The organism is Nocardioides alpinus (assembly GCF_900112035.1).
GTDB classification, from domain to species: domain Bacteria; phylum Actinomycetota; class Actinomycetes; order Propionibacteriales; family Nocardioidaceae; genus Nocardioides; species Nocardioides alpinus.
The window spans coordinates 109,333-136,259 of the sequence record NZ_FOKC01000005.1; the positions used below are offsets into that span (position 1 = coordinate 109,333).

The following is a 26,927-nucleotide window of genomic DNA, read 5'->3' on the forward strand; positions in this document are numbered from 1 at the left end:
CCTCACGCTTAGTCGACTCGTCCGCTTGACTTTCGAACCGCCCAGACGGTTCGGTGCTCCCGTGACCGCACCGGAGAAGTCCACGCGTGACGTGATCCCGCTGCGGGTGGCGGCGCGAGCCTGGTTCGCGATCTCCCTGCAGACCTTCGGCGGGCCGGCCGGCCAGATCGCCGTCATGCAGCGCACGCTCGTCGACGAGAAGCGCTGGATCGGCCAGCAGCGGTTCCTCTTCGCGCTGTCCTACTGCACGCTGCTCCCCGGCCCCGAGGCCCAGCAGCTCGCGACCTACGTCGGGTGGCTCCTCAACGGCGTCCGCGGCGCGCTCGTCGCGGGTCTCCTCTTCATTCTTCCCGGCGTCGTGGCGCTGCTCGTCCTGTCAGGCGTCTACGTCGCCTTCGGCGACACCACCCTCGTCGAGTCGCTCTTCCTCGGCCTCGCCCCCGCCGTGATCGCGATCGTCCTGCAGGCCGTGGTCCGCGTCGGCCGCAAGGGCCTGGGCCACCCGGCCCTCGTCGCGCTGGCGGTCGTGTCGTTCGTGGCACTCACGTTCTTCGGCGTCCCGTTCCCCGCCGTGGTGCTCGCGGCGGCGGTCATCGGGTGGTTCCTGGGGCGTCGGATCCCGACCCTCACCCGGGCGCCGAGGGCCGCGGTCGACGACGGGCCTCCGCCGCTGGTCAGCGACGACGCGCTCCACGCCGAGCGCCCGTCCGGCCGGCGTTCCGCCCTGATCCTCGTGATCGGGCTGGTGGTGTGGTTCGCCCCGGTGGCCCTCGCCGCGCTCGCCTTCGGGCGCAGCAGCATCTTCGTCGACCAGGGGCTGTTCTTCTCAGGCGCGGCGGTGGTGACCTTCGGCGGTGCGTACGCCGTCCTGGCCTACGTCGCGCAGCAGGCCGTCGAGGTCTACGGCTGGCTCGCGCCGGGCGAGATGGTCCGAGGGCTCGCGCTCGCCGAGACGACTCCCGGCCCGCTGATCATGGTCGTGCAGTTCGTCGCCTTCGTCGGCGCCTACCGCGCGCCTGGCGAGCTCGACCCGTGGGTCGCCGCCGTCATTGCTGCCCTGCTGACGACGTGGGTCACGTTCGTCCCGTGCTTCCTCTTCATCCTGCTCGGAGCTCCCTACGTCGAGCGCCTCCGCGGCAACCGCGACCTCGCTGCCGCGCTGGCGGGCATCACCGCCGCCGTGGTCGGGGTGATCGCGAGCCTCGCGATCTTCTTCGCCCTGCACACCCTCTTCGACGAGACCGGCCGGGTCACGGCCGGCCCGCTCGACCTCGAGTACCCCCACCTGGCGTCGCTCGACTGGGCGTCGCTCGCGATCACCGCGCTGGGGTGCGCGCTGATCTTCTGGCGGGGCTGGTCGGTGCTGCGCACCCTCGGCGCGTGCGCGCTCGCGGGCGTGGTGATCGGGCTGGCGCTGGCGGCCTGAGGGCCCCGCTCAGGTCGCGGTCGCGACCTCGTCGGCCGTCTGGTGCACCGGGTGGCTGCGCTCCAGCCTGGCGCCCTCGACATCGACGTCCGGGAGGATCCGGTCGAGCCACTTCGGCAGCCACCAGGCGCTCTCGCCCAGGAGGTGCATCGCGGCCGGGATGAGCAGCATCCGCACCACGAAGGCGTCGAGCAGCACGCCGAAGGCCAGTCCGAAACCGATCGGCTTGATGGTGGCGTCGTGGGAGAAGATGAAGCCTGCGAAGACCGAGATCATGATGATCGCCGCGGCGGTCACGACCGCCCGCCCCGCGCGCAGGCCGTGCTGCACCGCCACCCGTGCCGGTGCCCCGTGGGCGTAGGCCTCGCGCATGCCGGAGACCAGGAACAGCTGGTAGTCCATCGCCAGGCCGAACAGGATGCCCGTGGCGATGATCGGCAGGAAGCTCAGCACCGGCCCCGGCGCGTGCACGCCGAAGAGGTCGGACAGGAACCCGATCTGGAAGATCGCGGTGATCCCGCCGAAGGCCGCGAGCAGCGACAGCACGAAGCCGAGCGTCGCGGTGAGCGGCACCAGGATCGAGCGGAAGACCAGGATCAGGATGAGCAGCGACAGCCCGACCACGAGCACGAGGTAGAGCGGAAGCACCTCGGACAGCTTGTCCGAGATGTCGATGCCGGCGCTGGCGTTGCCGGCGACGCCGAGCGTGGCCTCGCCCCCGGCGGCGGTCTCCGGGGTCAGGTTGCGCAGGTTCTGGACGAGCTCCGCGGTCGACTCGCTCGACGGTGAGCCGGCGGGGATGACCTGGAAGGCCAGTGCCGACCGGTCCTGCGAGGCGCCGATGGGCACGACGGCCTCCACGTTCCAGGTCTGGCCGAGCGCCTCGCCGATCGCGGCCTGCTCCGCGAGCACGTCGTCCTCGCCGACGGGTGCGGGCAGGTCGGCGACGACCAGCAGGGGGCCGTTGGACCCGTCGCCGAACTTCTGCGCCTGGATGTCGTACGCCTTGAAGCCGGCGGAGTCCGGCGGCTGGGTCGAGCCGTCGGGGAGGCCGAGGCGCATCTGGGTCGCGGGTGCAGCGATGACCAGCAGGGCGGCCACGCCGAGCCCGAGGACGGTCCATGCGCGGGTGGTGCTCATCGGCTTGTCACGGTCGGTGATCTTCGCGTCGTCCTCGTACGCCTCTCCCGTGGCGAGGCGGGCACGCTCGCGGCGGCGCAGGATCCGCGGACCCACCAGCGCGAGGACGGCCGGGGTGAGGGTGATGGCCATCAGGATGGCGACGAGCACGGCGACGGCGCCGACGGTGCCCATCAGGCCGAGGAACCCGACCCCGGTGACGTTGAGCGCGAGCAGCGCCACGATGACGGTGACGCCGGCGAAGACGACCGCGTTGCCGGACGTGCCGTTGGCCAGCCCGATCGACTCGTGCAGGTCGGCGCCCTGCTTCAGCTGGCGGCGGTGGCGGTTGATGATGAAGAGCGAGTAGTCGATGCCGACCGCGAGCCCGAGCATCACGCCGAGCACGGGGGTGACGGAGACGAACTCCACGAGCCCGGAGAAGGACAGCGAGGCCAGCGACGCGACCCCGACCCCCAGCAGCGCGGTGAGCAGCGGCAGGGCGGCGCCGAGCACGGTGCCGAGCATGACGAAGAGGACGACGGCGGCCACGACGACGCCGGCGATCTCGCCGGGACCGAGGATCGACGGCACGGTCTGGGCGATGTCCTGCGAGGGGTGGACGTCGACACCGTCGATGCCGGCCTCGGCGACGAGGTCCTCGATCTCGGTCTTGACCTCTGCGGTGACCTCGTTGGTCGACACGTCGAACGTCACGTTGGCGACGGCGGCGGAGCCGTCCTCGGAGACTGTGCGGAAGCCGGACGAGAGGTCGGACACGGTGGCGCCCTGCTCCAGCTGGGGGGCCTGCTCGTCGATCCTGGCCTGCTGCCGGTCCAGCTCGGCCTGGCCGTCGTCGAGCTGCTGCTCGGCGGCATCGAGCTGGCCGCGGATCGAGGCGAGGGTGCCGTCCTCGCGCGCCTGCGTGCGCTGGGCGGCGAGCGCCTCGCGCCCGCCGTCGATCTGTGCCTGGCCCGCCGTGAGCTGGGCCTGGCCGTCGGTGAGCTGGGCCTTGCCGTCCGCCACCCGCTGCGCCGACGAGTCCAGCTGCTCCTGCGTGGCGAAGGGGTCCGCCACGTCCGCGACGCTCTCGACCTCCGCGACCCGGTCGAACAGCGCCACCAGCTCGTCCTCCTGCGCGGCGGTGAAGGCGGAGCCGTCGCTGGTCTCCGCGACGATCGCGCCGGCACCGCCACCGGCGCCCTCGAAGTCGCGCTCCAGCTGCTGGGAGACCCGCGTCGTCGGGGTGTCGGGGAGCGTGATGTTCGTCGACAGGGCGCCGGCGAAGGACACGTACGTCACTGCGCTCAGCGCCAGGACGGCCAGCCACGCGCCGATCACGGTCCAGTGGCGGCGGGCTGCGAAACGACCGAGGCGGTAGAGGAGCTCAGCCATGTCGGGGGACCGGCCTTTCGTGCAGGGGACGGATGGGGGCGGACGCGTGATCAGCCGGCATAGCCGGTCCGGAGCCGGTGCAGCAGGCGGTCGAGCAGGTGGTCCCAGTCGGTGCGGGCAGACGTGGGTACGTCGGTGGGCAGGTCGTGGTGATCCTCGACCCACCGCTGACCGATGGCGGCGAGCCCACTGGTCAGCAGCGTCAGGGTGAGCTCGAGGTCGAGCGCGTCGACGCCGGGCGCTCGCGCCACGAGTCGTTCACGCAGCCGCCCGACGACGTGCTCGAGCGCGGTGCGCGCGATCGTGTCGGCGCGCTCGTCGGCCGGGTCCGGTCGGCCGAGGACCCGGTGGACGGTGGCGATGGCGGCAGGCAGGTCGACCGAACGGGTGGACTCGCACAGCGCATCGAGGGCCGCACGGCTGCCGGCCGCACCCTGGGGGAGGGACGCGGTGCCGCGATCGAGGCTCTCGAGGAGCTCGACGGTGACCTCGGTGAAGATCTGCTCGCAGACGGCGACGAGCAGCTGGTCGATGCCGGAGAAGTGGTTGAAGACGGTCCGCCGCGAGACGCCGGCGACCGTCGCCACGCCCTCGACGGTGAAGCCGTCGGCGCCGTGCTCGGTAGCGAGGGCGCGGGCCGCCTCGACGATGGCGGCGTGCCGCTGACCGCGCAGGTGGCTGCGCCGGTCGGAGGGCGTCGAGCAGATCACCCTCACATTGTTGCACTCAGTGCAAATAGGTCGGGCATCGTCGCCCGACCCCGGGCTCGGTTGACGTGGTCGGACAGGATCTCCGCATGACGGATGCAGCGCCCCCGGCAGATCCCGCCCCCGGACCCGCACCCGGTCCCGGTCTCGGAGCATGGTCCGCCGCGGCGCTGGTCTTCGGCTCCTCGGCCGCCGTCCTGGTCGTCGAGCTGGTCGCGCTGCGGCTGATGGCGCCCTACTACGGGTTGACGCTCGAGACGAACACGATGGTGATCGGGTTGGCCCTGACCGCCATCGCCGCGGGCACCTGGGCCGGCGGGTGGAGCGCCGACCGCGTCGCTCCGCGCCAGCTGCTGGGACCCCTGCTCGGGATCTCCGGGGCCGCGGTCGCACTGACGCCGACCCTCGTCCGGGGTGCGGCGGCCTCGGGCAACCCTGGCCTCCTGCTGGTGATGGCGACCCTGTCGATCCTCGTCCCGGGGGCGCTGCTCTCGGCGGTGACGCCGGTCGTCATCAAGCTGCGGCTCACCAGCCTCCACCAGACCGGCAGCGTCGTCGGCCACCTGTCGGGGGTCGGCACCGTCGGGGCGATCGTCGGCACCGTGCTGACCGGCTTCGTGCTGATCTCACGCGTGCCCGTCAGCGGGATCCTGGTCGGACTCGGCATCGCGCTGCTGGTGACCTCGGTCGCGGTCCAGGTGGCCGGTCGCCGCGGCCGCGGCGACGTCGTGCTGGCCCTCGTCGTGGCGCTGGCGGGCCTCGGTGCGGCGACCTCGCCGAGCGGCTGCGACGTCGAGACGACGTACCACTGCCTCGCGGTCACCGCCGACCCCGACCGCCCCACCGGCCGGACCCTGGTGCTCGACGGGTTGCGCCACTCCTACGTCGACCTCGACGACCCGACGTACCTCGAGTTCGCCTACGTACGGGCGATGGCGGCGGTGACCGACACCGCGTTCGCGGCGGACCAGCCGCTGGCGGCCTACCACCTCGGCGCGGGTGGCCTGACCCTTCCGCGCTACCTCTCCGCGACGCGTCCGGGCACGGCGAGCAACGTGTCCGAGATCGACGCCGGGGTGGTGGCGGCGGACGTACGCCTGCTGGGCGGCTCCCTGCCGGACGGCGTCGAGGTCGACGTCGAGGACGGTCGCCTCGCGATCGCCGACCTGGCCCCCGACAGCCTCGACCTCATCGTCGGCGACGCCTTCGGGGGCGTCAGCGTCCCGTGGCACCTCGCGACCGTCGAGGCGGTCGGCGGGCTCGAGGACGCCCTGGCCGAGGACGGCGTCTACGTCGCCAACCTCATCGACTTCGGTCCGCTCGACTTCGCCCGTGCCGCCGTCGCGACGACGGCGGACGCCTTCGACCACGTGGCTCTCCTCGCCGAGCCGTCCGCGCTGGCGGGCGAGGGCGGCGGCAACCTGGTCGTGTTCGCCTCGGACGCCCCGCTCGACGTCGCCGCCGTGGTCGGGGCGATGCGAGAGCGCGACCTCGGGTGGGAGGCGCTGGAGGGCGGCGACCTGGAGACCTGGATCGGCGACGCGCCCGTCCTCACCGACGACTACGCGCCCGTCGACCAGCTGCTCACGCCGTACGCCCGCTAGCCCACCGCGTCAGCGGGTCGGGTCGACGATCGTCATGCCCGCGACCGTCGCGCGGTCGAAGCCCGGCAGCAGCGCCGCCGCCTGCTCCAGGCCGATGGTCCGCTCGACCAGGCGATGCGGCTGGAGCGCCCCGCTGCGGATCAGCTCCATCATCGGCGGGTAGTCGGCCGCGGCCATGCCGTGGCTGCCGAGGACGTCGAGCTCCCACGCGATGACCCGCGCCATCGGCACCCGGGGGTGACCCTCGACGGGCGGCAGGAGCCCGACCTGGGCGAGGCGACCACGCCGCCGCAGGCTCAGGATCGCGTCGGAGCAGGTCTGCTCGCTCCCGACGGCGTCGACCGCGACGTGGCTGCCGCCGTCGGTCAGGCGTGCGACGGCAGCAGGGATGTCGGTGCCGTCGGCGAGCAGGACGTGCTCGGCGCCGAGGTCGGCCGCGACGGCCAGCGCCTCGGGGTTGCGGTCCACCGCGAGCACCCGTACGCCCAGGGCGCGCGCGATCATCACCGCGCTGAGCCCGACCCCACCGGCGCCGACGACGGTGACCCACTCTCCCTCGGTGACCCGGGCGCGGCCGACGAGCGCTCGATAGGCCGTGGCGAACCGGCACCCCAGGCTCGCAGCGGTCGCGAAGTCGATCTCGTCGGGCAGCGCGACGAGGTTGGTGTCGGCGGCGTGGAGGGCGACGTGCTCGGCGAACGAGCCCCAGTGCGTGAAGCCCGGCTGCTGCTGGTCGGGGCACACCTGCGCGTTGCCGCCGAGGCACCACGCGCAGCGGCCGCAGCCGCACACGAACGGCACGGTGACCCGGTCGCCGACCTGCCAGCGCGTGACCCCCGCGCCCACCTCGACGACCTCTCCGGCAAGCTCGTGGCCCGGCACGTGCGGGAAGGCGATGTCGTCGTGTCCCGCCCAGGCATGCCAGTCGCTGCGGCACATCCCCGTCGCCGCAACGCGTACGACGACCCCGTCGCCGGGTGCCGTGGGCTCCGGGACGTCGAGGACCCGGGGCTGGGAGCGGACGGCGTCGATCACCACTGCGCGCATCGGGCCATCCTCGCCGATGCCCGGGGACGACGATCGGGCCGGCCCACGAAGGACCGGCCCGATCGGTTGGCGGTGGCGGTGGTGTCTTGGTTCAGGACATCTGCAAGGGATGTCTCACGACATCTGCAAGGTCGTGTCGGTGATGCTCACTCGTGTCGAGAGCGAGGCTGGTCATCACAGCCATCACCAAGCAAGGACTCACCCAGGCCGAGGCAGCCCGCACCTACGGAGTGTCCCAAGCCACCGTCAGCCGGCTCATGGCCCGCTACCGAGCCGAGGGCGAGACCGCGTTCGAACCCCGGTCCCGACGACCTCGGACCTCACCTGGCGCGACCCCACCCGAGACCGTCGAGCTGGTGCTGCGCCTACGCAAACAGCTGACCGAGCAGGGACACGACGCCGGCCCCGAGACGCTGATCTGGCACCTCGCCCACCACCACGCGACCACCCTGTCGCGAGCCACCATCCACCGGATCCTGACCCGCCACGGCGCGATCATCCCCGAGCCGAAGAAACGTCCGAAGTCGTCCTACGTCCGGTTCGAGGCAGCGATGCCGAACGAGACCTGGCAGTCCGACTTCACCCACTACCCGCTCACCGACACCGCGACCTTCCCCAAGGGCATCGAGATCATCACCTGGCTCGACGACTGCACCCGCTACGCCCTCCACATCAGCGCCCACCGCTCGATCAGCACCCCGATCGTGCTCACCACGTTCCGCGAAACCGCAGGTCAGCACGGCATCCCCGCATCCACTCTCACCGACAACGGGATGGTCTACACCGTCCGCCTGGCTGGCATCGGACGCCGCGGAGGCCGCAACGGATTCGAACAACAGCTCCGCACCTGGCACGTGGTCCAGAAGAACTCCCGCCCCAACCACCCCACCACCTGCGGCAAGGTCGAGCGGTTCCAGCAGACGATGAAGAAATGGCTACGCGCCCAACCCGCCCAACCCTCGACCATCGCCGAGCTACAGACCCTGCTCAACCAGTTCCAACACGAGTACAACACCACCCGCCCCCACCGATCCCTGCCACGACGCGCCACCCCAGCAGCGCTCTACGACACCATGCCCAAGGCCCTGCCCGGACCCAGCCGCGACACCGAGACCCACGACCGGGTCCGACACGACATCGTCGGCACCTCAGGAACCGTCACCCTGCGCATCCACGGCCAACTCAGACACATCGGCATCGGTCGAACCCACAACCGAACCCACGTCATCCTGCTCATCCAAGACCTCGAGGTCCGCATCATCAACGCCATCACCGGCGAACTCCTCCGCGAGCTCACCATCGACACCACCAAGAACTACCAACCCCAAAATGCACAAGATCCGGACCCACTTCCGTAGGTCCGGATCTTGCAGATGTCCTGAGACATCACACGGTCGGGCTGACAGGATTTGAACCTGCGGCCTCCTCGTCCCGAACGAGGCGCGCTACCAAGCTGCGCCACAGCCCGCCATTGCCCGGTCGAGCCAGTTTCCCGTGAAGGAAAGCGGCCGTCTGGGCAACGCGGGCGAGCATACCGGAGCAGTCATGACCGCCTGAAATCGCCCCGAGGCTCGAGCGGGTGTGCGGAGTCTTGCGCGGTTGGGGTGTTGCAACGGCCCAGCCGCGCGGGAGTCACCGCCTACGCGGTGACTCCCGCAGAGGTGGGCCTTCTCCGCGTCAGCGTCAGGTGCGTGACCCCGCTCGGCGAAGAGACCGCCTCGATGTCGTAGGTGCTCTCGATCCCCTCGAGCCCGTCCCAGAGGCGGGTGCCGCGGCCGAGGACGATCGGTGCCAGCACGAGGTGGAGCTCGTCGACCAGGCCGGCGGTGACGAAGTCGCGGATCGTGGCGGCGCCACCGCCGAGGCGTACGTCGAGGTCGCCGGCCGCCTCCTGGGCGATGGCCAGCGCTTCCTCCGGGGAGGTGCTGAGGAAGTGGAAGGTGGTGCCGCCCTCCATCTCGAGTGCGGCCCGTGGCCGGTGCGTGAGGACGTACGTCGGGGTGTGGAAGGGCGGGTTGGGGCCCCACCAGCCCTGCCAGTCCGGGTCGTCCTGCCAGCCGGGCGGACCGAACTTGTGCGAGCCCATGATCTCGGCGCCGAAACCGGCGTCGTGCCGGGACGCGAACGCGTGGTCGATCCCGACGCCGCCGGTCTCGCCCATGAGCCGGGTCGCGAACATCCACTCGTGCAACCGTTGGCCCGCATGCCCCATCGGGGTCTCGAGCGACTGCGGCTCGCCGGCACCGAATCCGTCCAGCGAGATCGAGAAGTTGTGGACTCGCAGCAGTGGCATCGGCGTTCTCCTCAGGTGAGCGTCATCAGGGTCGCCTCGGGGCGGCAGGCCACCCGGATGCGGACGTACGGATTGGTGCCGAGCCCGGCCGACACGTGGAGCCACGACGAGCCCTCGTCGCCGGGGGCGGAGTCGGCAGGGTGGCGGTGCAGGCCCCGGGCCCGCGCCGGCTCGATGTCGCAGTTGGTGGTGAGCGCGCGGCCCCGCCCGTCCAGTGTCGGCAGGCACACCTGGCCGCCGTGGGTGTGCCCGGCGATGATGGCGTCGTAGCCGTCGGCGGCGAACTGGTCGAGGACCCGGAGGTACGGCGCGTGCGTGACGCCGAGCCGGAGGTCGGCCGACGGGTCCGCGGCACCGGCGACGCGCGGCAGGTCGTCGTACTTCAGGTGCGGGTCGTCGACGCCGGCGAAGGCGATCGAGGTGCCCTTCACCGTCAGCGACCCGAAGCCGTTGGTCAGGTCGAGCCAGCCCGCTGCGTTGAAGCGGCCCTTGAGGTCGGGCCACGGGAGCTGCCGGCCCGAGGTGTGGCGCCGACCGGTGTCGGGCAGCACGTAGAGGAACGGGTTGCGCATGCCGGGCACCCAGTAGTCGTTGGAGCCGAGGACGTAGACGCCCGGCACGTCGAGCAGGCCGCCCAGCGCGTCGGCGACCACGGGCACGGAGCGCGAGTGCGCGAGGTTGTCACCGGTGTTGATGACCAGGTCCGGCTCGAGCGCGGCGAGCCCGCGGAGCCAGTCCTGCTTGGCGCGCTGGTCGGGAGCCATGTGGATGTCGCTGAGGTGGAGCACCTTCAGCGGAGCGTGCCCGGGTGGCAGCACGGAGAACGTGACCCGCCGGAGCGTGTACTGGCGGGCCTCCCAGGCGGCGTACGACGTCAGGCCGGCGCCGGCGATCGCCCCCAGCGTGAGCGTGCGCCGGAGAACGGGGAGGAAAGCCATTCGGCAAGGCTGCCACAATGGCGGCATGAGTGCTCTGAAGGACCGTCTCCGCGCCGACCTCACCACCGCCATCAAGGCGCGTGACGAGCTGCGCTCCTCGACGCTGCGGATGGTGCTGACCTCCATCACCAACGCCGAGGTCGCCGGCAAGGAGGCGCGCGAGCTCTCCGACGACGACATCCTCACCGTGCTCTCCAGCGAGGCCAAGCGCCGCCGCGAGGCCGCCACCGCCTTCGCCGACGGAGGACGCACCGAGATGGCCGCCAAGGAGGCTGCCGAGGGCGAGGTCATCGCCGAGTACCTCCCGACCCCGCTCACCGACGCCGAGATCGCCGACCTGGTCACTGCCGCCATCGCCCAGACCGGTGCGGGCGACGAGGGCATGCGCGCCATGGGCAAGGTGATGGGCGTGGTGACGCCTCAGGTCAAGGGTCGCGCAGACGGTGGCGCGGTCGCCGCAGAGGTGCGCAAGCAGCTCGGCTGACGGGCTAGCGGTTGCCCCGGCCTCCGCCGTTGCCGCGACCGCCGTTGCCGTTACCGTTCCCGTTCCCGCCGCCATCGCCGCTGGAGGGCGGCGGCGGGACGTAGCCGGTCGAGGTGTAGAGCGTCACGGTGTCGCCGCTGCTGAGCGACGTGCCTCCGGTCGGGGAGGTGTAGGCGACGAGCCCCTCGCCGACCTCGGAGTTGACCTGGCCGCCGTCGGCGACGGTGAAGCCGGCCGCCTCGAGGGTCGACGTGGCGGCCTCGACGGACTGTCCGGCGACGTCGGGCACGCCCGTCAGGACGCCGGCGATCTCGTCACCGGGCGGGGCCTGGAAGTCGACGTAGTCCAGCTTGGCCGAGACTGCGGCCATGGCGTCGCCCCAGATCGGACCGGCGACGGTCGAGCCGAACGCCTCGGCGATGTAGCCGCCGCCGACGGTCTGGCCGTTGAGGCTGACCCACTCGCCGAACTGGTTGGCTCCCGCCACCATGGCGGCCGTCGCGATCTCGGGGGTGTAGCCGGCGAACCACACCGACATGTTGTTCTGGTTGGTGCCGGTCTTGCCGGCCGACGGCTTGTCGATGGCGATGTTCTGGCCGAAGCCGCCGGGCTCCATCACGCCGCGCAGGATGTCGTTGACCGCGTCGGCCGTGGCGCCGGGCATGACCTGCTCGCACTCCGTGGCGAAGTCCTTGAGGGTCTGGCCCCGCGAGTCGAGCACCTGGGTGACAGGGCGGGGCTCGCAGTGCAGGCCGCGGGCGGCGAAGGTGGCGTAGGCCTGGGCGATCTCGAGGGGGTTGCTGTCGGACACGCCGAGGATCCACGACGGGACCTTCTGCGCCAGCGGCACCTTCACCCCCATGTCGGCGGCGAGCTCCAGCGGCTTGCACATGCCGGTCTGGGTCTCGAGCTGGGCGAAGAAGGTGTTCACCGACTGCTGCGTGCCGGAGTAGAGGTCGAAGGTGCCCGAGCCCGTCGAGTTGCTGACGTTCCAGCCCTCGCCGTCACCGGCGTAGGGGCCGTCGCAGTTCTCGAACTCCTCGTCCTCGATCTGCATCGACTCGGGCGAGTTGATCGAGGTGCTCAGCGGGATGCCCTGGTTGATGGCCTCGGCCAGGACGAAGACCTTGAACGTCGATCCGGCCTGGAAGCCGTTGGCGTCGCCGTACTTCTTGGGCACGACGTAGTTGAGGTAGGTCTGGCCGGCTGCCTTGTCCTTGCCCATCGGGCGCGACTGGGCGAGTGCGCGCACGTCGCCGCTGGCGGGCTCGACCATCGCCAGGCCGCCGATGGCCTGGTCGGTCGGGTAGACGTAGGTCGACACGGCGGTGTCGGCCGCCTTCTGCATGTCGAGGTCGATCGTGGTCCGGATCGTGAGGCCGCCGTTCTTGAGCGCCGTACGACGCTCCTTGGCGGTGTCGCCGAGCACGGGGTCCTTGAGCAGCCAGTTGACGACGTAGTCGCAGAAGAACGGCGCCCGCGACTGCTGGCAGCCGTTGGGGGAGTTCTTGATCTTGAGGGTCTCCTCGATCGGCGTGCTCTTGAGCCGCTCGGCCTTCTTCTCGGTCAGCACACCGAGCTGGGCCATCCGGTCGAGCACGACGTTGCGGCGGCTCTCGGCGCGCTCGGGGTTGTCGACCGGGTCGTAGCCGACGGGGTTCTTCACCAGTCCGGCGAGCGTGGCCGACTCGAGGAGGTCGAGGTCCTTGGCGTTCTTGGAGAAGAAGTGGACTGCGGCCGCCTGGACGCCGAAGGCGCCGTCGCCGAAGTAGGCGATGTTGAGGTAGCGCTCGAGGATCCAGTCCTTGGTGTGGTTCTTCTCGAAGGCGATCGCGTAGCGCAGCTCGCGGATCTTGCGGGCGTACGTCTCCTCGGTCGCGGCCGCGCGCTCCTCGTCGGTCTCCGCCTGGTAGAGCAGGGTCTGCTTCACCATCTGCTGGGTGATCGAGGAGCCACCCTGGACCGACCCGCCGTTGGCCTGGTTGGTGACGAACGCGCGGAGCGTGCCGCGGAGGTCGAGCGCACCGTGGTCGTAGAAGCGGTAGTCCTCGATCGCGACGATCGCCTTGACCATCGGCCGCGAGATCGACTGCAGCGGGACGTTGATCCGGTTCTGGTCGTAGAGCGAGGCGATCAGGTTGCCGTTGACGTCGTAGATGCGCGTCTTCTGCGACAGGTCCTTGGCCTCCAGCGACTCGGGGAGGTCGACCATCCCCGCGCTGACGTCCTTCGCGGCCACGCCGACGAGCCCCGCGAAGGGGATGGCGAGGCAGGCGGTGAGGACTCCCATGACCACCGCGACGGCGGCCATCACGGCGAGGTGGGAGGCGACGCGGCCGGCGTCGGGTCCTCCCTCGGGGCGCTGGCGGCGTGACGACATGGGCACCAGAGTACGGGGAGGACGCATAGCACCCTCAATTCCAGGCGCGCAGCCGGATAGTCACATTGGACTATGCGAATTGGACCACCTGGTCCTGTCTGGACCGGGGTGGATTCGTTTACTTTTCTACTCGAGTCGGGAATGGCCGCTATGGGGGCGGCCGATCGGCTCGACACAGAGAACCGTGGGGATCGACATGTGGGTTGAGGACTGGGCAGCACGCGCCGCTTGCAAGGCGGACACGCCGGACGCACTCTTCGTGCGCGGCGCCGAGCAGAACAAGGCCAAGGCAGTGTGCGCGGGATGTCCCGTCCGCACCGAGTGCCTGGCCGAGGCTCTGGACAACCAGATCGAGTGGGGCGTCTGGGGCGGGATGACCGAGCGCGAGCGCCGTGCGCTCCTCCGCCGCCGTCCCGACTCGTCGTGGCGCTCCATCCTGGAGACCGCGCGGACCAAGGTCGAGTCGCCCTCCGTCACGGTCTGAGTCGCCCAGCGGCGCGTCGCCATCCCTGAACGGGGAGATCGACTCAGCCCTGGTCGGCCAGCCGGCAGGCGATCATCCGCAGCCCGTCGAGGTCGTGGATGTCCCCCGGCATGGCCGGCATCAGCGCCGTGGGCACCTGCGGGTGCGAGGCGGCAAAGCGCTCGCGCAGGTGCTGCTCGCGCTCGATGATGCGCACCCGGTCGGCGTGCAGCTGCAGCAGTCCGGCGGCCAGGGACGAGGAGTCGCCTGCCCGGAGCCGCTCCGCTGCCGTGATCGCCTCCTCGGCCGACAGCTCGGTGCGCGCCGACGGGCTCACCCGGTTGATGACCAGGCCGGCCAGCGGCATGTGGTCGTCGGTGAGCCGGTCGACGAAGTACGCCGCCTCCCGCAGGGCGTCCGGCTCGGGAGACGCCACCACCACGAACGCCGTGGCATCGGCCTGCAGCAGCGCGAAGGTCTGCTCGGCACGCTGCCGGAAGCTGCCGAAGAGGGTGTCGAGGGCAGTGACGAACGTCTGGACGTCGCGCAGCATCTGACCGCCGAGGATCTTGCCGAGCGCACTGGTCACCACGGAGAGCCCGGCCGTCATCAGCCGCGCCGGTCCACGGGCCGGCGCGACGAGCAACCGGATCAGTCGCCCGTCGAGGAAGCTGGACAGCCGCTCCGGAGCATCAAGGAAGTCGAGCGCCGACCGCGACGGGGGCGTGTCGACGACGATCAGGTCGTAGCTGCCGTCCTCGAGCGCCTGCCGGTGGAGCTGGCCGAGCTTCTCCATCGCCATGTACTCCTGGGTCCCGGCGAACGAGCTCGAGAGCGCGACGTAGAACGGGTTCTCCAGGATCAGCCTGGCCTTCTCCGGGCTGGCCTGTCCTTCGACCACCTCGTCGAAGGTGCGCTTCATGTCGAGCATCATCGCGTCGAGCGAGCCGCCGGCCGACGCGTCGACGGAGGGGACCGGCCGCGGGGTGTTGTCGAGCTGCTCGATCCCCATCGACTGCGCCAGCCGGCGGGCCGGGTCGATGGTCAGCACGACGACCTGCCGCCCGCGCTCGGCCGCACGCAGGGCGAGGGCCGCCGAGGTCGTGGTCTTGCCGACGCCACCCGAGCCGCAGCACACGATGATCTCGGTGGAGTGGTCGTCGAGCAGCGCGTCGATGTCGAGCAGCGGCACCGGTCGTTCGGTGGTCATCGGGGTGGGGCTCATGCCATTCCCTGTTCGCGGAGGAGGAGCGCCAGGTCGATCAGGGCCCCGCGGTCGATGCCCGCGGCGAGGCGCGGCAGCTCGTAGACCGGCACGTCCTCCGCGTTGACGAGCACGCGCTGGTCGTCCTCGAGCTGACGGCGTACGGCGTGGTCGCGGGCCTCGTCGATGAGCGAGGCGACCAGCGCTGCGTCGACGTCCACCTTGGCGCGCTTGAGGTCGGAGGCGATCCCTGTCGGGTCGACCTCGTCGTCGCGGACCAGCGCCAGCGCGTGCGTGCTGAGAGCGCGGGGCCGGACGAGGTTGACCACCACGCCCCCCACGGGGAGGCCCGCGTCGCGGAGCTCCGCGATGCCGTCCGAGGTCTCCTGGACCGGCATCTCCTCGAGGATGGTGACGAGGTGGACGGCGGTGCGCGGCGAGCGCAACAGCTCCATCACCTTGTCGGCCTGCGACTTGATCGGACCGACCTTGGCGAGCCCGGCGAGCTCGGAGTTGACCCCCAGGAACTGGCCGATCCGCCCGGTCGGCGGCGCGTCGAGCACCACGGCGTCGTACGTGATGGCCGCGCCCTTGCGTCCCTTGTCCGACCTGCGCGGGCGCTGGACGGCCTCGTAGACCTTGCCGGTGAGCAGCACGTCACGCACGCCCGGCGCGATGGTGGTCGCGAAGTCGATGACCCCGAACCGGTCGAGCGCCTTCCCGGCGCGGCCGAGCTTGTAGTACATCGCGAGGTACTCCAGCAGCGCGGACTCCGGGTCGATGTGGAGCGCGTGCACCTGGCCCGCGCGACCGTCGCGGTCGGGGGCGCCCTTGGCGATGCGACGCTCCTCGTAGGGGAGCGGGTCGACGTCGAACATCCGGGCGATGCCCTGTCGGCCCTCGACCTCGCACAGGAGCACGTTCTTGCCGGACGTGGCGAGGGCGAGCGCGAGCGCGGCGGCGACGGTGGACTTCCCCGTGCCGCCCTTGCCGGTCACCACGTGCAGGCGCACCTTGGGCCAGTCGCTCACGTCGCCAGCCTAGGGGGTGGCTCCGCACACACCCGGGGGTGCGAACTGTGGTCCCCGCCCACACAGTGGGCGTCGTCACACGGCCGCTAGGGTGCGGGACATGGACAAAGTGGTCACTTCGGCGGCCGATGCGGTCGCCGACATCCCGGACGGCGCCACCCTCGCGGTCGGCGGTTTCGGCCTGTGCGGCATCCCGTCGGTGCTCATCGACGCGGTGCTGCAGGCGGGCACGACGGACCTGCAGGCGGTCTCCAACAACTGCGGCGTGGACGACTGGGGCCTGGGCCGGCTGCTGGTCGAGAAGCGGCTGCGGCGGATGATCTCCTCCTACGTCGGGGAGAACAAGGAGTTCGCCCGGCAGTACCTGAGTGGCGAGCTCGAGGTCGAGCTGACGCCCCAGGGGACGCTGGCGGAGCGGATGCGTGCCGGTGGCTCGGGGATCCCGGGCTTCTACACCGCGACCGGTGTCGGCACGCAGGTCGCCGAGGGTGGTCTGCCCTGGAAGTACGACGACTCCGGCAATGTGATCGTGTCGTCGCCACCGAAGGAGACCCGCGTCTTCTCGACTGCCGAGGGCGAGAAGGAGTACGTCCTGGAAGAGGCGATCGTGGCCGACTTCGGGCTCGTGCGGGCCTGGAAGGGCGACCGCCACGGCAACCTCGTCTACCGCGACTCGGCACGCAACTTCAACCCGCTCGCCGCGATGTGCGGCCGGGTCACGATCGCGGAGGTCGAGGAGCTGGTCGAGCCCGGCGAGCTGGACCCCAACGACGTCCACACCCCGGGTGTGTACGTGCAGCGCGTGGTCGCGTTGACCCCGGAGCAGGCCGCGGACAAGCGGATCGAGCGGGTCACCACGAGGCCACGACCCACGGCTGCCGCTCCTGCCGAGGACGCAGCGACGCACGGACTGGGAGGCTGAGCGAGATGGCAGAAAACAAGGGCTGGAGTCGTGAGGAGATGGCCGCGCGAGCGGCCTCGGAGCTCAAGGACGGGTCGTACGTCAACCTCGGCATCGGGCTGCCGACGCTGGTGCCCAACTACGTCGCCGACGACGTGGAGCTGGTGCTGCAGTCGGAGAACGGGATCCTCGGCGTGGGGGCGTACCCGTTCGACGGCGAGGAGGACCCCGACCTGATCAATGCGGGCAAGGAGACGGTGACGCTGCGCAAGGGTGCGTCGTTCTTCGACTCCGCCCAGTCGTTCGGGATGATCCGCGGCGGCAAGATCGACGCCGCGATCCTCGGTGCGATGCAGGTCTCGGCCACTGGCGACATCGCCAACTGGATGATCCCCGGCAAGATGGTCAAGGGCATGGGGGGCGCGATGGACCTGGTCCACGGCGCCAAGCGGGTGATCGTGCTGATGGAGCACACCGCCAAGGACGGCTCGCTGAAGATCCTCGACGAGTGCGACCTGCCCTACACCGGCAAGCGCGTGGTGCAGCGGATCATCACCGACCTCGCGGTCATCGACGTGATCGACCCCGCGACCGGTGAGGTGGCGGCGTCCGGCACCCTCGGCGACCGGGCCCTCAGGCTCGTCGAGCTCGCCCCCGGGGTGACCGAGGACGAGGTGCGGGAGAAGACCGGCCCGACGCTCGTCTGACTCCTCCCCCCCTGCGATCACCGGGTACCCGGAGGTTGCAGAGGTTCCCGCCCGTTGCAACGGGCAAGAACCCGACGAAGAGGGCAGGAAGGCCGGGGTCGGGCGGTCCGCCGCGGCGGCGTACGTAGGGACGTTCCGGGGTTGTTGGGCCCGTCCCAGCCGCCATTTCGTCCCCAACCAGCCGGGCGGGAGGTGCGGGGGAACGGCCTGCATGTGCTATCTCTAGTAACTCACTAGACAACATGCTGAAAGGACGCGCCCCGTGGAGCTCCTCTGGTACATCCCCAACCAGGTCACCCCCGGCCACCGCTCGGACACCACCGTCGACGGGCACAACGGCCTGCAGCGACTGACGGCGCTCGCGCGCCACACCGAGGACCACGGCTGGGGCGGCGCCCTGATCGGGACCGGGTGGAAGCGGCCCGACACCTTCACCGTCGCGACCGCGCTGACGGCGGCCACGACGACCTTCAACCCGCTGATCGCGATCCGCCCCGGCTACTGGGAGCCCGCCCATTTCGCCTCGTCGGCGGCGACGCTCGACCAGCTGGGTGGCGGCCGGGTGAAGGTCAACATCGTCTCCGGGCCCGACCACCAGCCGCAGTACGGCGACGACGAGGGCGACCAGGCCACGAGGTACGCCCGGACGCGCGAGTTCATGCGGCTCGTCCGTCGCTACTGGACCGAGGACGACATCACCTTCACCGGCGAGCACTACCGCGCCACCGGTGCCACGCTCGAGCACAAGCCGGTCGCCCGCGAAGGGCGACCGCATCCCCAGCTCTACTTCGGCGGCGCCTCCGAGGCCGCCCAGCGCACCGCGGCCGCCGAGGCGGACGTCCAGCTCTTCTGGGGCGAGCCGCTCGACGGCGTCGCCGCGCGCATCGACCACCTGAAGTCCCTCAGCGCCGAGCTCGACCGTGATCTCCCACCGCTCGAGTTCGGCCTCCGCATCACGACCCTGGTCCGCGACACGACCGACGAGGCGTGGGCCGACGCGGAGGCGCGGGTCGCCGCGATGGCCGCGGGCTCGCACGAGTGGGAGGCCGACCCGGGGCGCCGCGTCGCCGTCGGCCAGCAGCGGCTGCTCGACCTCGCACAGCAGGGTGACGTGCTGGACGAGTGCCTCTACACCGCCCCCGGCCGCGTGGGTGGTGGCGGCGCCGGCACCACCTGGCTGGTCGGCTCTCCCGACGACGTGGCCAAGGCGCTCCGGCGCTACGCCGACCTCGGCGTCACGCACTTCGTCCTCAGCGACACGCCCTACGAGCGGGAGATCGCCCGCGTGGGCGACTCGCTGCTGCCCCTCCTGCGCTCGGCCTGACGGCCCTGCCTCTCACGGTGGCCGGAAACACGACGCGCCCCAAAGTCGGGTTTGTCGAGTCATTTACATTAGTTTGAAGACACCACCCCATAAGGAGATCTGTGATGTCACGTAGTGGGCCCCGTTCCCGATCGATCCGTCGCCCCCTGGTCCGCCCTCTGGTCCGGGCCGCCCTGCTCACGACCGTCGGCATGCTGGCACTGTCCGGCTGCGGCGGCGACGAGGCCGGCCCCCGGCTGGAGCTGAGCGCCGCCCTGCCCGACACCCCCGCCGACGGCACCGTCCTGCGGGTAGGTGATCCCGCCACCCAGGTGGCGCTGGAGACGTCCGGCCTGATCGACGAGCTCGACGTCGAGGTCGAGTGGGCCAACATCACCGGTGGCCCCAAGACGCTCGAGGCCTTCCGCGCCGATGCCATCGACATCGGCTCGGTCGCCGACATCCCGCCGCTCTTCGCGCACTGGACCGGCACCGACGTCCGCATCGTCGCCGCCCGCGAGACCGTGGAGCCCGAGACGCACCCGACGTACGCCCTGGGTGTGGCGCCGGGCGTCGAGGTGAGGACGATCGAGGACCTCAAGGGCAAGAAGATCGCCTACAGCCCCGGCCAGGCGCAGGGTGCGCTGGTGCTCAACGTGCTGCGCGAGGCCGGGCTGACCCAGGACGACGTCGAGTTCGTCGAGATGCAGAGCGTCGACGACGCCTTCTCCGTCGCCCTGGCCAGCAAGCAGGTGGACGTCGCGCCGCTCGGCCAGACCCTGGTCAAGACCTACCTCGCGAAGTACGAGGTGGACGGCGCCACCGCGATCGACCCCGGGGTGCGTGACGACGCGTGGACGCTCTACACCCCCACGACGGTCCTCGAGGATGCCGACAAGGCCGCCGCGATCAAGGAGTACGTCGGCGTCTGGGCGCAGGCCCAGCAGTGGATCTCCGACCACCCGGACGAGTTCGCCGAGGCCTACTACGTCGACCACGAGGGGCTCTCGCCCGAGGACGCGGCCTACGTCGTCGACGCGCTGGGTGAGTTCACCGTCCCGACCAGCTGGGACGACTTCATCGCGCGCCACCAGGAGACGGTGGATACCCTCGTCGAGGCCCAGGACCAGGAGCCGCTCGACGTCGCGACGCTCTACGACCGTCGCTACGAGAAGGCCATCGCCGCGGCGGTGGAGGGCTCATGACGACCCTCACCGCCCCGGCCCGCGCAGTGACCACCGCCGGCGTCGAGGACGTACGTCCGGTGCGGCGCCGGCTCAGCCCGGGCACATCGATCCGCTTCGGCGGACTCATCGGCATCGCCCTCCTGCTCGCGGCCTGGGTCGTCGGCTCGGCGACCGGGCTGCTCGACCCGCGCACCCTGACGGAACCGTGGACCGTCGTCGAGACCGCGGGCACGCTGATCGAGAACGGCCGGCTCCAGGAGAGCCTGGTGACCTCGGGGATCCGCGCCGCGCTCGGACTCGGTCTCGGCGTCCTGGTCGGCACGGTCCTGGCCCTCATCTCGGGCCTGTCCCGGATCGGCGAGGTCGTCATCGACGGACCGGTCCAGGTCAAGCGGTCGATCCCGACCCTCGCGCTGATCCCGCTGCTCATCCTGTGGCTGGGCATCGGGGAGCCGATGAAAGTCATCACGATCGCGCTGGCGGTCTTCGTGCCCATCTACATCCACACCCACAACGGGCTGCGCTCCATCGAGGGCAGGTACGCCGAGCTGGCCGAGACCCTGGACGTGACCCGCTCCGAGTTCGTCCGCCACGTGGTCCTGCCCGGCGCGATGCCCGGCTTCCTGCTCGGCCTGCGCTTCGCGGTGACCTCGTCGCTGCTCGCGCTGGTCGTGGTCGAGGTCATCAACGCCACGAGCGGGATCGGCCACATGATCACGCTCGCGTCCAACTACGGGCAGACCGACATCATCGTCGTCGGCCTCGTCGTCTACGCGCTGCTCGGCGTCACCGCCGACAGCGCGGTCCGGCTCATCGAAAGGAAGGCACTCTCATGGCGTCGTACGCTCGCGAGCTGACCCCTGCCGTCAAGGTCCAGAACCTGCACCGCAGCTTCAACGAGGCCGGTGGCGTGCTCAACGGCCTCGACCTCGACATCGCGCCCGGGGAGTTCGTGGCCCTGCTCGGCCGCAGCGGCTCGGGCAAGAGCACCCTGCTGCGCTCGCTCGCCGGTCTCGACCGCGGGGTCGCCGGCACCGGTCGCATCGAGGTCCCCGAGAAGGTGTCGGTGGTCTTCCAGGACTCCCGGCTCCTGCCGTGGAAGCGGGTCCTCGACAACGTCACCCTCGGCCTCCGGGCCGACGACGCCGCCCAGCGCGGCGAGAAGGCGCTGGAGGAGGTCGGCCTGGCCGGCCGCGAGAGGGCCTGGCCGCACGAGCTCTCCGGCGGTGAGCAGCAGCGTGCCGCCCTGGCCCGCTCGCTCGTCCGCGACCCGCAGCTGCTGCTGGCCGACGAGCCGTTCGGTGCGCTCGACGCGCTGACCCGGATCCGGATGCACACGCTGCTCCGCACGCTCTGCGAGGTGCACCAGCCGGCCGTCCTGCTGGTGACCCACGACGTCGACGAGGCGATCGTGCTGGCCGACCGGGTGATCGTGCTCGACGGCGGTGTCGTGCGCCACGACGCGCAGATCGAGCTCGACGGCCGCCGCTCGGTGGCCGACCCGGCATTCGCCCGGCTCCGCGCCCGCCTGCTCAGCGAGCTCGGGGTCGAGGACGACCACGACGCGGCGCCCGGACGTCGTACGGGGTCCCACCTCGGCGAGAGGGCCGCCTCGTGAGCCGGCAGCTCCACCTCAACCTGTTCATCTATCCCGACGGCCACCACGAGGCGGCCTGGCGGCACCCGGACAGCGAGACCGACCGGATCCTCGACATCGACTACTACCAGGAGCTCGCCCAGAAGGCCGAGGCCGCGAAGTTCGACGCGGTGTTCTTCGCCGACGGGCCGTCGCTGGCGGAGAACATCAGGTACGCCGCCCGGTTCCGCCTCGAGCCGATCACGGTCATGACGGCGATCGTCGCGGCGACCGAGCGGATCGGCGTGATCGGCACCGCGTCGACGACCTACACCGAGCCCTACAACCTGGCGCGCCAGTTCGCCGCGCTCGACCACCTGAGCAAGGGGCGTGCGGGCTGGAACATCGTGACGACCGGGGCCGCCAACGCCGCCCTCAACTTCGGTCTCGACGCGCACCCGCTGCACCGCGACCGCTACGCGCGGGCCGAGGAGTTCGTCGAGGTCATCACCAAGCTCTGGGACAGCTGGGAGGACGACGCCGTCGTCGCCGACCGCGAGAGCGGGCTCTTCGCCGACACCGACAAGATCCACACCATCGACCACGTCGGTCGGTTCTTCCGGGTCAAGGGGCCGCTCAACGCACCCCGCTCGCCGCAGGGGCGTCCCGTCTACGTCCAGGCCGGCTCGTCGGAGGACGGTCGCTCCTTCGCCGCGCGCTGGGCGGAGGCGATCTTCACCGCGCACCAGACGCTCGGGTCGGCGCAGGAGTTCTACACCGACATCAAGTCCCGCGCGCGGGCCCAGGGCCGCGACCCGCGAGGCCTCAAGGTGCTGCCGGGCATCAGCCCGTTCATCGCCTCGACGGCGAAGGAGGCCGAGGAGCTGCACGAGCAGCTCAACGACCTGACCCAGCCGGAGTACTCGCTGGCCCAGCTCCACCGCCTCACCGGCGTCGACCTGTCGTCGTACGACCTCGACGGGCCGTTCCCGCGCGAGGTGATCGACGCCGACCTCGAGCGCAGCGAGGGCAGCCGGTTCCAGCTGGTGCTCGACATCGTCGAGCGCGAGCAGCCGACCCTGCGCCAGCTCTGCCACCGCCTCGCCGGTGCCCGCGGGCACCGGGTGGTCACCGGCACCCCCGACCAGGTCGCCGACACGATCCAGGAATGGTCCGAGCGGGGCGCCGCCGACGGCTTCAACGTGATGCCGCCGTGGCTGCCGGGCGGGATCGACACCTTCATCGAGGAGGTCGTGCCGATCCTGCGCGAGCGCGGGCTGTTCCGCACGGAGTACACAGGGAGGACGCTGCGCGACCACCTCGGTATCGAGCGCCCGGCCAGCCAGTACGCCCCTCGTCACGCACCCGTTCTCGACAAGGAGACAGCATGAGCTACGAGCACTACCGCCCCCTGGGCCGCACCGGTGTCCAGGTCAGCCCGCTGACCCTCGGCGCCATGATGTTCGGCGCCTGGGGCAACCCCGACCACGACGAGTCGATCGCGATCATCCACCGCGCGCTCGACGCCGGGATCAACGTCATCGACACCGCCGACGTCTATGCCCGCGGTGAGTCCGAGGAGATCGTCGGCAAGGCGCTGCAGGCCCGCAGGGGCAGCCGCGACGACGTCTTCCTGGCCACCAAGTTCCACGGCAACATGCATGACGACGACCCCAACCAGGCGGGCAGCTCGCGCCGCTGGATCGTCCGGGAGGTCGAGGACTCGCTCCGTCGGCTGCAGACCGACCACATCGACCTCTACCAGGTGCACCGGCCGCGTCCCGAGGTCGACATCGACGAGACCCTGGGCGCCCTCACCGACCTCGTGCGCCAGGGAAAGATCCGCTACATCGGCACCTCGACCTTCCTGCCGTCGCAGGTCGTGGAGGCCCAGTGGGTCGCGGAGAAGCGCCAGCGCGAGCGGCCCGTCACCGAGCAGCCGCCGTACTCGATCCTGGCCCGCGAGGTGGAGCGCGACATCCTGCCGACCGCCCAGAAGTACGGCATCGGCGTGCTGCCGTGGAGCCCGCTCGCGGGCGGTTGGCTCTCGGGCCGCTACCGGCGCGGCGAGGAGCCCCGGCTCACCTCGAGCCGGCTCGAGCGCCAGCCGGCGCGGCACGACCCCGCGTCGCCGGAGAACAAGGTCAAGCTGGAGGCGGTCCACCAGCTGCAGGAGCTCGCCGACGAGGCCGGCCTGTCGCTGATCCACCTCGCGCTGGGCTTCGTGCTCGCGCACCCGGCGGTGTCGTCGGCCATCATCGGCCCGCGCACGCTGGAGCAGCTCGAGTCACAGCTCGGCGTCGAGAAGGTGGTCCTCTCGGCCGACGTGCTCGACCGGATCGACGAGATCGTCCCGCCCGGCACGACCCTCAACGAGGCCGACCGCGGTTACGCACCGCCGGCGCTCGTCGAGGCCGTGCTGCGTCGGCGCTGAACGGGGGGCAGCCGGGGGGTGGGCGGGGTAGTCCAGTGAGTTCTGGTGGTCGGGTGGGGCGGTCCACGACCATCCCTCACTGGACTACCCCACGGGGTGAGGGGCTGTGAGGCTTCTCTCGTCGGGGAACATCCACGGCCCGGGAGCCGCTGAGGAAGGTCGTACAGTCCTCAACCTTCTGGAGGCAGCACCTACATGTCCCGTGCATTCGAGTCCCTCACCATCGGCCGCTGGCAGCTCCCGCAGCGCTTCGTGATGGCGCCGCTGACGCGCAACCGCGCCGGCGCCGGCCACGCGCCGACCACCCTCAACGCCGAGTACTACGCCCAGCGCGCCGGCGCGGGGCTGATCGTCACCGAGGGCACCGCGCCCAGCGAGGTCGGCCAGGGCTACCTCGACGTGCCGGGTCTCTACACCGACGAGCAGGTCGCCGGCTGGCGCCTGGTCGCGGACGCCGTGCACGCCCGTGACGGGGTCGTCGTGGCCCAGCTCATGCACGCCGGCCGCATCGCGCACGCCGACAACAAGGACGGCGCGGAGACCGTGTCCGCCAGCGCCGTGCAGGCGCCCGGCGAGATGGTGACCGCCTCCGGCCCGCAGGCACACGACGTGCCGCGCTCGCCCGGGACCGACGAGATCGCCGGCCTGGTCGCCGACTTCGTCACCGCGGCCCGCAACGCCGTCGAGGCCGGCCTGGACGGCGTCGAGGTGCACGCGGCCAACGGATACCTGCTGCACCAGTTCCTCGACCCCACGATCAACCTGCGTGACGACGTCTACGGCGGTACGCCGGAGAACCGCGCGCGCTTCGTCGTCGAGGTCGTCACGGCCGTGGCCGAGGCCATCGGCGCCGACCGGGTCGGCCTGCGGCTGAGCCCCGGTCACCAGTTCAACGGCGTGGGCGAGGAGCTCGGCCCCGACCTGAGCGCCACCTACCGTGCCGTCGTCGACGGGATCGCCCCGCTCGGCCTGGCCTACCTGAGCCTGCTCGCCAGCCCGCTGGAGCCGCTCGAGGCGCTCGTCCGCGACCTGCGCGAGCGCTTCGCCGGTGTGGTGCTGCTCAACGACGGCTTCGGTGACCTGACGACGCTGAAGTCGGTCGAGAACCTGCTCGCGACCGGCCTGGCCGACGCGGTGGTCGTGGGTCGGCAGTTCCTGGCCAACCCCGACCTCGCCGAGCGGTGGCGCACCGGTGCGGAGCTCAACGAGCCCGACCAGGCCACCTTCTACGGCGGGGGCGCCGAGGGCTACACCGACTACCCGACGCTCGAAGCCTCCTGAGGCCTTCGCGCACCCAGAACGTCCGGCCGGCCCATTCCCCCGTGGGTCGGCCGGACCTGCGTCCGGCTCAGGCAGCCTGCGGCGCTGCCGTACGCCGAGCGGCGAGCACGCCGAGCAGCCCGATGCCGACGGCGATGCCGTAGACCACCGGGAACGGATCGACGTCGGAGCGCACGGCGACGGCGTACGCGATCCCGCTGATCGAGAGCGCCAGTGCGGCGCCGAGGGAGTCGGCGACCGACAGCGCGGACGAGTTGAAGCCGCGGTCGGCGTCGGTGGTGACGGCCAGCATCGCCACGCTGGTGCGGGGGTAGGCGAAGCCCATCCCGACGCTGGCGAAGACGTAGGCGGCGACCGGAGCGACCGCCGGGAGGTCGACGCCGCGTGAGCGCAGGAGGACCACGACCGCGACGCCGGTGACGCCGGCCAGCACGACGGTCGTGCCGAACTTCATCGCCGCCACGTTGGACACCTGGGTGCCCAGGCGGGAGGAGACCTGGCTGGAGGCGGCCCACACGACGCCGACGCAGGTCAGCGCGATGCCGGCCTGTCCGGGGGTGAGGTCCCACCGCTCCTGCAGGGCGTAGACGATGTAGGCCTCGGCGCAGAAGAAGGCGGCGCTGAGCAGGCCGCGGGTCACGATGACGGCCGGCAGGCCCCGTCGCGCGAGCAGCGCACCGGCGGGCAGGAGCGGCCGCAGCCCCACGATGACGAGGACGAAGGCGACCGCCGCGGCGACCAGGGTCAGACCGCTGCCGGAGCCGAGGAGCTCGAGCGAGAGCACGGCGACGGCGGCGAGGACCGCCCACCACTGCTGCACGCGCGACGTCGTCCGCGGTGTCTCCGGGGTGGGCAGCGAGCGGAGCGAGGGGGCGACGAGGACCGCGGCCAGTGCCACCAGCGCGACCATGCCGAGGAAGACCCAGCGCCAGCCCACCGCGTCGGCGACGAAGGCTGCCACCGCCGGTCCGAACAGTGCCGGCAGCACCCAGGCGGCCGCGAACGACGCGAAGATGGCCGTACGCAGCGCGGCGGGATAGATCAGGCCCACCACGACGTAGATCGCGACGACCATCGCGCCGCTGCCCAGCCCCTGGAGCACGCGGCCGACGACGAGGACCTCCATCGACGGCGCGGTGCCGCACACCACGAGCCCGAGGGAGAACATCGCCATCGAGGCGAAGAGCGGGCGCAGCGCGCCGCTGCGGTCGGTCCACATGCCCGACGCGACCATGCCGACGACGCCACTGGCGAAGGGGGCCGCGAAGGCGAGGGCGTAGTAGTCGAAGCCGTCGAGGTCGCGGGCCACCGTCGGCATCACGGTGGTCACGGCCATCGCCTCGAAGGCCGCGAAGGCGATGAGTGAGAAGAGGCCCACGGTGGTGGCGACGTACGCCGGCGACAGCAGGCCCTCGCGCGCGGAGGTCGGCGTGGTCGTCACACCGAC

The 26,927-nt window shown here is 71.3% G+C and carries 23 protein-coding genes and 1 tRNA gene; 14 read left to right on the plus strand and 10 right to left on the minus strand.

Annotated features, from left to right (window positions below; translation table 11 throughout):
• Positions 1-61 precede the first annotated feature (61 nt).
• A complete protein-coding gene (gene chrA / locus BM127_RS12025; RefSeq protein WP_231263407.1) occupies positions 62-1,426 on the plus strand; it encodes a chromate efflux transporter in 1,365 nt (454 codons plus the stop codon).
• A gap of 9 nt (positions 1,427-1,435) precedes the next feature.
• On the opposite strand, the gene BM127_RS12030 is transcribed toward chrA, so the two are convergent.
• Both BM127_RS12030 and BM127_RS12035 read right to left on the minus strand, forming a co-directional pair.
• Positions 1,436-3,940, minus strand: coding sequence for an MMPL family transporter (locus tag BM127_RS12030; RefSeq protein ID WP_091198919.1), 2,505 nt, complete (start codon positions 3,938-3,940; stop codon positions 1,436-1,438).
• Positions 3,941-3,990: 50 nt separating this feature from the next.
• The gene (locus BM127_RS12035) at positions 3,991-4,650 is read right to left on the minus strand and encodes a TetR/AcrR family transcriptional regulator (RefSeq protein ID WP_157829628.1); all 660 of its coding nucleotides are present in this window, start codon (positions 4,648-4,650) and stop codon (positions 3,991-3,993) included.
• Positions 4,651-4,736: 86 nt separating this feature from the next.
• On the opposite strand from BM127_RS12035, the gene BM127_RS12040 reads away from it, so the two are divergent.
• On the plus strand, positions 4,737-6,251 hold the full coding sequence (locus BM127_RS12040; RefSeq protein ID WP_091198921.1) for a fused MFS/spermidine synthase: 1,515 nt from the start codon (positions 4,737-4,739) through the stop codon (positions 6,249-6,251).
• A 9-nt stretch (positions 6,252-6,260) separates the two neighbouring features.
• On the opposite strand, the gene BM127_RS12045 is transcribed toward BM127_RS12040, so the two are convergent.
• Positions 6,261-7,298, minus strand: a complete 1,038-nt coding sequence (locus tag BM127_RS12045) for a zinc-binding dehydrogenase (protein ID WP_091198922.1) — start codon at positions 7,296-7,298, stop codon at positions 6,261-6,263.
• A gap of 152 nt (positions 7,299-7,450) precedes the next feature.
• On the opposite strand from BM127_RS12045, the gene BM127_RS12050 reads away from it, so the two are divergent.
• Positions 7,451-8,656: an IS481 family transposase gene (locus tag BM127_RS12050; protein ID WP_091198923.1), complete on the plus strand. Its 1,206-nt coding sequence runs from the start codon at positions 7,451-7,453 to the stop codon at positions 8,654-8,656.
• Between the two features lie 36 nt (positions 8,657-8,692).
• On the opposite strand, the gene BM127_RS12055 is transcribed toward BM127_RS12050, so the two are convergent.
• From BM127_RS12055 to BM127_RS12065, 3 genes are all read right to left on the minus strand, one after another.
• A tRNA-Pro gene (locus tag BM127_RS12055) sits at positions 8,693-8,766 on the minus strand.
• A 171-nt stretch (positions 8,767-8,937) separates the two neighbouring features.
• Positions 8,938-9,591 (minus strand): dihydrofolate reductase family protein, encoded by a 654-nt coding sequence (locus BM127_RS12060; RefSeq protein WP_091198924.1) that lies wholly within the window; start codon positions 9,589-9,591, stop codon positions 8,938-8,940.
• A gap of 11 nt (positions 9,592-9,602) precedes the next feature.
• The gene (locus BM127_RS12065; protein WP_091198925.1) at positions 9,603-10,529 is read right to left on the minus strand and encodes a metallophosphoesterase; all 927 of its coding nucleotides are present in this window, start codon (positions 10,527-10,529) and stop codon (positions 9,603-9,605) included.
• A gap of 25 nt (positions 10,530-10,554) precedes the next feature.
• Between BM127_RS12065 and BM127_RS12070 the strand changes: the two genes are divergently transcribed.
• Positions 10,555-11,013, plus strand: a complete 459-nt coding sequence (locus tag BM127_RS12070) for a GatB/YqeY domain-containing protein (RefSeq protein WP_091198926.1) — start codon at positions 10,555-10,557, stop codon at positions 11,011-11,013.
• Between the two features lie 4 nt (positions 11,014-11,017).
• On the opposite strand, the gene BM127_RS12075 is transcribed toward BM127_RS12070, so the two are convergent.
• Positions 11,018-13,393 carry a transglycosylase domain-containing protein gene (locus BM127_RS12075; protein WP_157829599.1) on the minus strand — a complete coding sequence of 792 codons (2,376 nt, stop codon included), beginning with the start codon at positions 13,391-13,393 and terminating at the stop codon, positions 11,018-11,020.
• Positions 13,394-13,589: 196 nt separating this feature from the next.
• Here BM127_RS12075 and BM127_RS12080 point away from each other — a divergent pair, with 196 nt between their 5' ends.
• On the plus strand, positions 13,590-13,877 hold the full coding sequence (locus BM127_RS12080) for a WhiB family transcriptional regulator (protein WP_091199178.1): 288 nt from the start codon (positions 13,590-13,592) through the stop codon (positions 13,875-13,877).
• Between the two features lie 43 nt (positions 13,878-13,920).
• On the opposite strand, the gene bagB is transcribed toward BM127_RS12080, so the two are convergent.
• Together bagB and bagA are read right to left on the minus strand one after the other, a co-directional pair.
• Positions 13,921-15,081 carry an ArsA family ATPase gene (gene bagB / locus BM127_RS12085; RefSeq protein ID WP_175507385.1) on the minus strand — a complete coding sequence of 387 codons (1,161 nt, stop codon included), beginning with the start codon at positions 15,079-15,081 and terminating at the stop codon, positions 13,921-13,923.
• The gene (gene bagA / locus BM127_RS12090) at positions 15,078-16,091 is read right to left on the minus strand and encodes an ATPase BagA (protein ID WP_231263432.1); all 1,014 of its coding nucleotides are present in this window, start codon (positions 16,089-16,091) and stop codon (positions 15,078-15,080) included. The genes bagB and bagA overlap by 4 nt, the downstream gene beginning before the upstream one ends.
• 100 nt (positions 16,092-16,191) lie before the next feature.
• On the opposite strand from bagA, the gene BM127_RS12095 reads away from it, so the two are divergent.
• The 9 genes from BM127_RS12095 (at position 16,192) to BM127_RS12135 (ending at position 25,480) form a co-directional block, all read left to right on the plus strand.
• On the plus strand, positions 16,192-17,013 hold the full coding sequence (locus tag BM127_RS12095) for a CoA transferase subunit A (RefSeq protein ID WP_091198927.1): 822 nt from the start codon (positions 16,192-16,194) through the stop codon (positions 17,011-17,013).
• Between the two features lie 5 nt (positions 17,014-17,018).
• Positions 17,019-17,699 carry a 3-oxoacid CoA-transferase subunit B gene (locus BM127_RS12100; RefSeq protein ID WP_091198928.1) on the plus strand — a complete coding sequence of 227 codons (681 nt, stop codon included), beginning with the start codon at positions 17,019-17,021 and terminating at the stop codon, positions 17,697-17,699.
• A 262-nt stretch (positions 17,700-17,961) separates the two neighbouring features.
• Positions 17,962-19,023, plus strand: a complete 1,062-nt coding sequence (locus BM127_RS12105) for an LLM class flavin-dependent oxidoreductase (protein ID WP_091198929.1) — start codon at positions 17,962-17,964, stop codon at positions 19,021-19,023.
• A 191-nt stretch (positions 19,024-19,214) separates the two neighbouring features.
• Positions 19,215-20,207, plus strand: coding sequence for an ABC transporter substrate-binding protein (locus BM127_RS12110; RefSeq protein ID WP_231263431.1), 993 nt, complete (start codon positions 19,215-19,217; stop codon positions 20,205-20,207).
• Positions 20,204-21,046, plus strand: a complete 843-nt coding sequence (locus BM127_RS12115; protein WP_091198931.1) for an ABC transporter permease — start codon at positions 20,204-20,206, stop codon at positions 21,044-21,046. Before BM127_RS12110 ends, BM127_RS12115 begins: the two co-directional genes overlap by 4 nt.
• On the plus strand, positions 21,022-21,807 hold the full coding sequence (locus BM127_RS12120; RefSeq protein WP_091198932.1) for an ABC transporter ATP-binding protein: 786 nt from the start codon (positions 21,022-21,024) through the stop codon (positions 21,805-21,807). The genes BM127_RS12115 and BM127_RS12120 overlap by 25 nt, the downstream gene beginning before the upstream one ends.
• The gene (locus BM127_RS12125; RefSeq protein ID WP_091198933.1) at positions 21,804-23,156 is read left to right on the plus strand and encodes an LLM class flavin-dependent oxidoreductase; all 1,353 of its coding nucleotides are present in this window, start codon (positions 21,804-21,806) and stop codon (positions 23,154-23,156) included. Before BM127_RS12120 ends, BM127_RS12125 begins: the two co-directional genes overlap by 4 nt.
• Positions 23,153-24,199 carry an aldo/keto reductase gene (locus BM127_RS12130; protein WP_091198934.1) on the plus strand — a complete coding sequence of 349 codons (1,047 nt, stop codon included), beginning with the start codon at positions 23,153-23,155 and terminating at the stop codon, positions 24,197-24,199. The genes BM127_RS12125 and BM127_RS12130 overlap by 4 nt, the downstream gene beginning before the upstream one ends.
• A 195-nt stretch (positions 24,200-24,394) precedes the next feature.
• Positions 24,395-25,480, plus strand: a complete 1,086-nt coding sequence (locus BM127_RS12135) for an alkene reductase (protein ID WP_091198935.1) — start codon at positions 24,395-24,397, stop codon at positions 25,478-25,480.
• 67 nt (positions 25,481-25,547) lie between these two features.
• Here BM127_RS12135 and BM127_RS12140 read toward each other — a convergent pair whose 3' ends face one another.
• A complete protein-coding gene (locus BM127_RS12140) occupies positions 25,548-26,921 on the minus strand; it encodes an MFS transporter (RefSeq protein ID WP_139227721.1) in 1,374 nt (457 codons plus the stop codon).
• Positions 26,922-26,927 lie beyond the last annotated feature (6 nt).

What these genes read in the sequence shown, in the direction of transcription:
- BM127_RS12075 (WP_157829599.1), bottom strand. Translation starts at nt 13,393, where the DNA reads ATGTCGTCACGCCGCCAGCGCCCCGAGGGAGGACCCGACGCCGGCCGC.
- BM127_RS12135 (WP_091198935.1), top strand. Translation starts at nt 24,395, where the DNA reads ATGTCCCGTGCATTCGAGTCCCTCACCATCGGCCGCTGGCAGCTCCCG.
- bagB (WP_175507385.1), bottom strand. Translation starts at nt 15,081, where the DNA reads ATGAGCCCCACCCCGATGACCACCGAACGACCGGTGCCGCTGCTCGAC.
- BM127_RS12070 (WP_091198926.1), top strand. Translation starts at nt 10,555, where the DNA reads ATGAGTGCTCTGAAGGACCGTCTCCGCGCCGACCTCACCACCGCCATC.
- BM127_RS12110 (WP_231263431.1), top strand. Translation starts at nt 19,215, where the DNA reads ATGCTGGCACTGTCCGGCTGCGGCGGCGACGAGGCCGGCCCCCGGCTG.
- BM127_RS12095 (WP_091198927.1), top strand. Translation starts at nt 16,192, where the DNA reads ATGGACAAAGTGGTCACTTCGGCGGCCGATGCGGTCGCCGACATCCCG.
- BM127_RS12120 (WP_091198932.1), top strand. Translation starts at nt 21,022, where the DNA reads ATGGCGTCGTACGCTCGCGAGCTGACCCCTGCCGTCAAGGTCCAGAAC.
- BM127_RS12080 (WP_091199178.1), top strand. Translation starts at nt 13,590, where the DNA reads ATGTGGGTTGAGGACTGGGCAGCACGCGCCGCTTGCAAGGCGGACACG.
- BM127_RS12030 (WP_091198919.1), bottom strand. Translation starts at nt 3,940, where the DNA reads ATGGCTGAGCTCCTCTACCGCCTCGGTCGTTTCGCAGCCCGCCGCCAC.
- BM127_RS12040 (WP_091198921.1), top strand. Translation starts at nt 4,737, where the DNA reads ATGACGGATGCAGCGCCCCCGGCAGATCCCGCCCCCGGACCCGCACCC.
- BM127_RS12130 (WP_091198934.1), top strand. Translation starts at nt 23,153, where the DNA reads ATGAGCTACGAGCACTACCGCCCCCTGGGCCGCACCGGTGTCCAGGTC.
- BM127_RS12045 (WP_091198922.1), bottom strand. Translation starts at nt 7,298, where the DNA reads ATGCGCGCAGTGGTGATCGACGCCGTCCGCTCCCAGCCCCGGGTCCTC.
- BM127_RS12060 (WP_091198924.1), bottom strand. Translation starts at nt 9,591, where the DNA reads ATGCCACTGCTGCGAGTCCACAACTTCTCGATCTCGCTGGACGGATTC.
- BM127_RS12100 (WP_091198928.1), top strand. Translation starts at nt 17,019, where the DNA reads ATGGCAGAAAACAAGGGCTGGAGTCGTGAGGAGATGGCCGCGCGAGCG.
- BM127_RS12115 (WP_091198931.1), top strand. Translation starts at nt 20,204, where the DNA reads ATGACGACCCTCACCGCCCCGGCCCGCGCAGTGACCACCGCCGGCGTC.
- BM127_RS12065 (WP_091198925.1), bottom strand. Translation starts at nt 10,529, where the DNA reads ATGGCTTTCCTCCCCGTTCTCCGGCGCACGCTCACGCTGGGGGCGATC.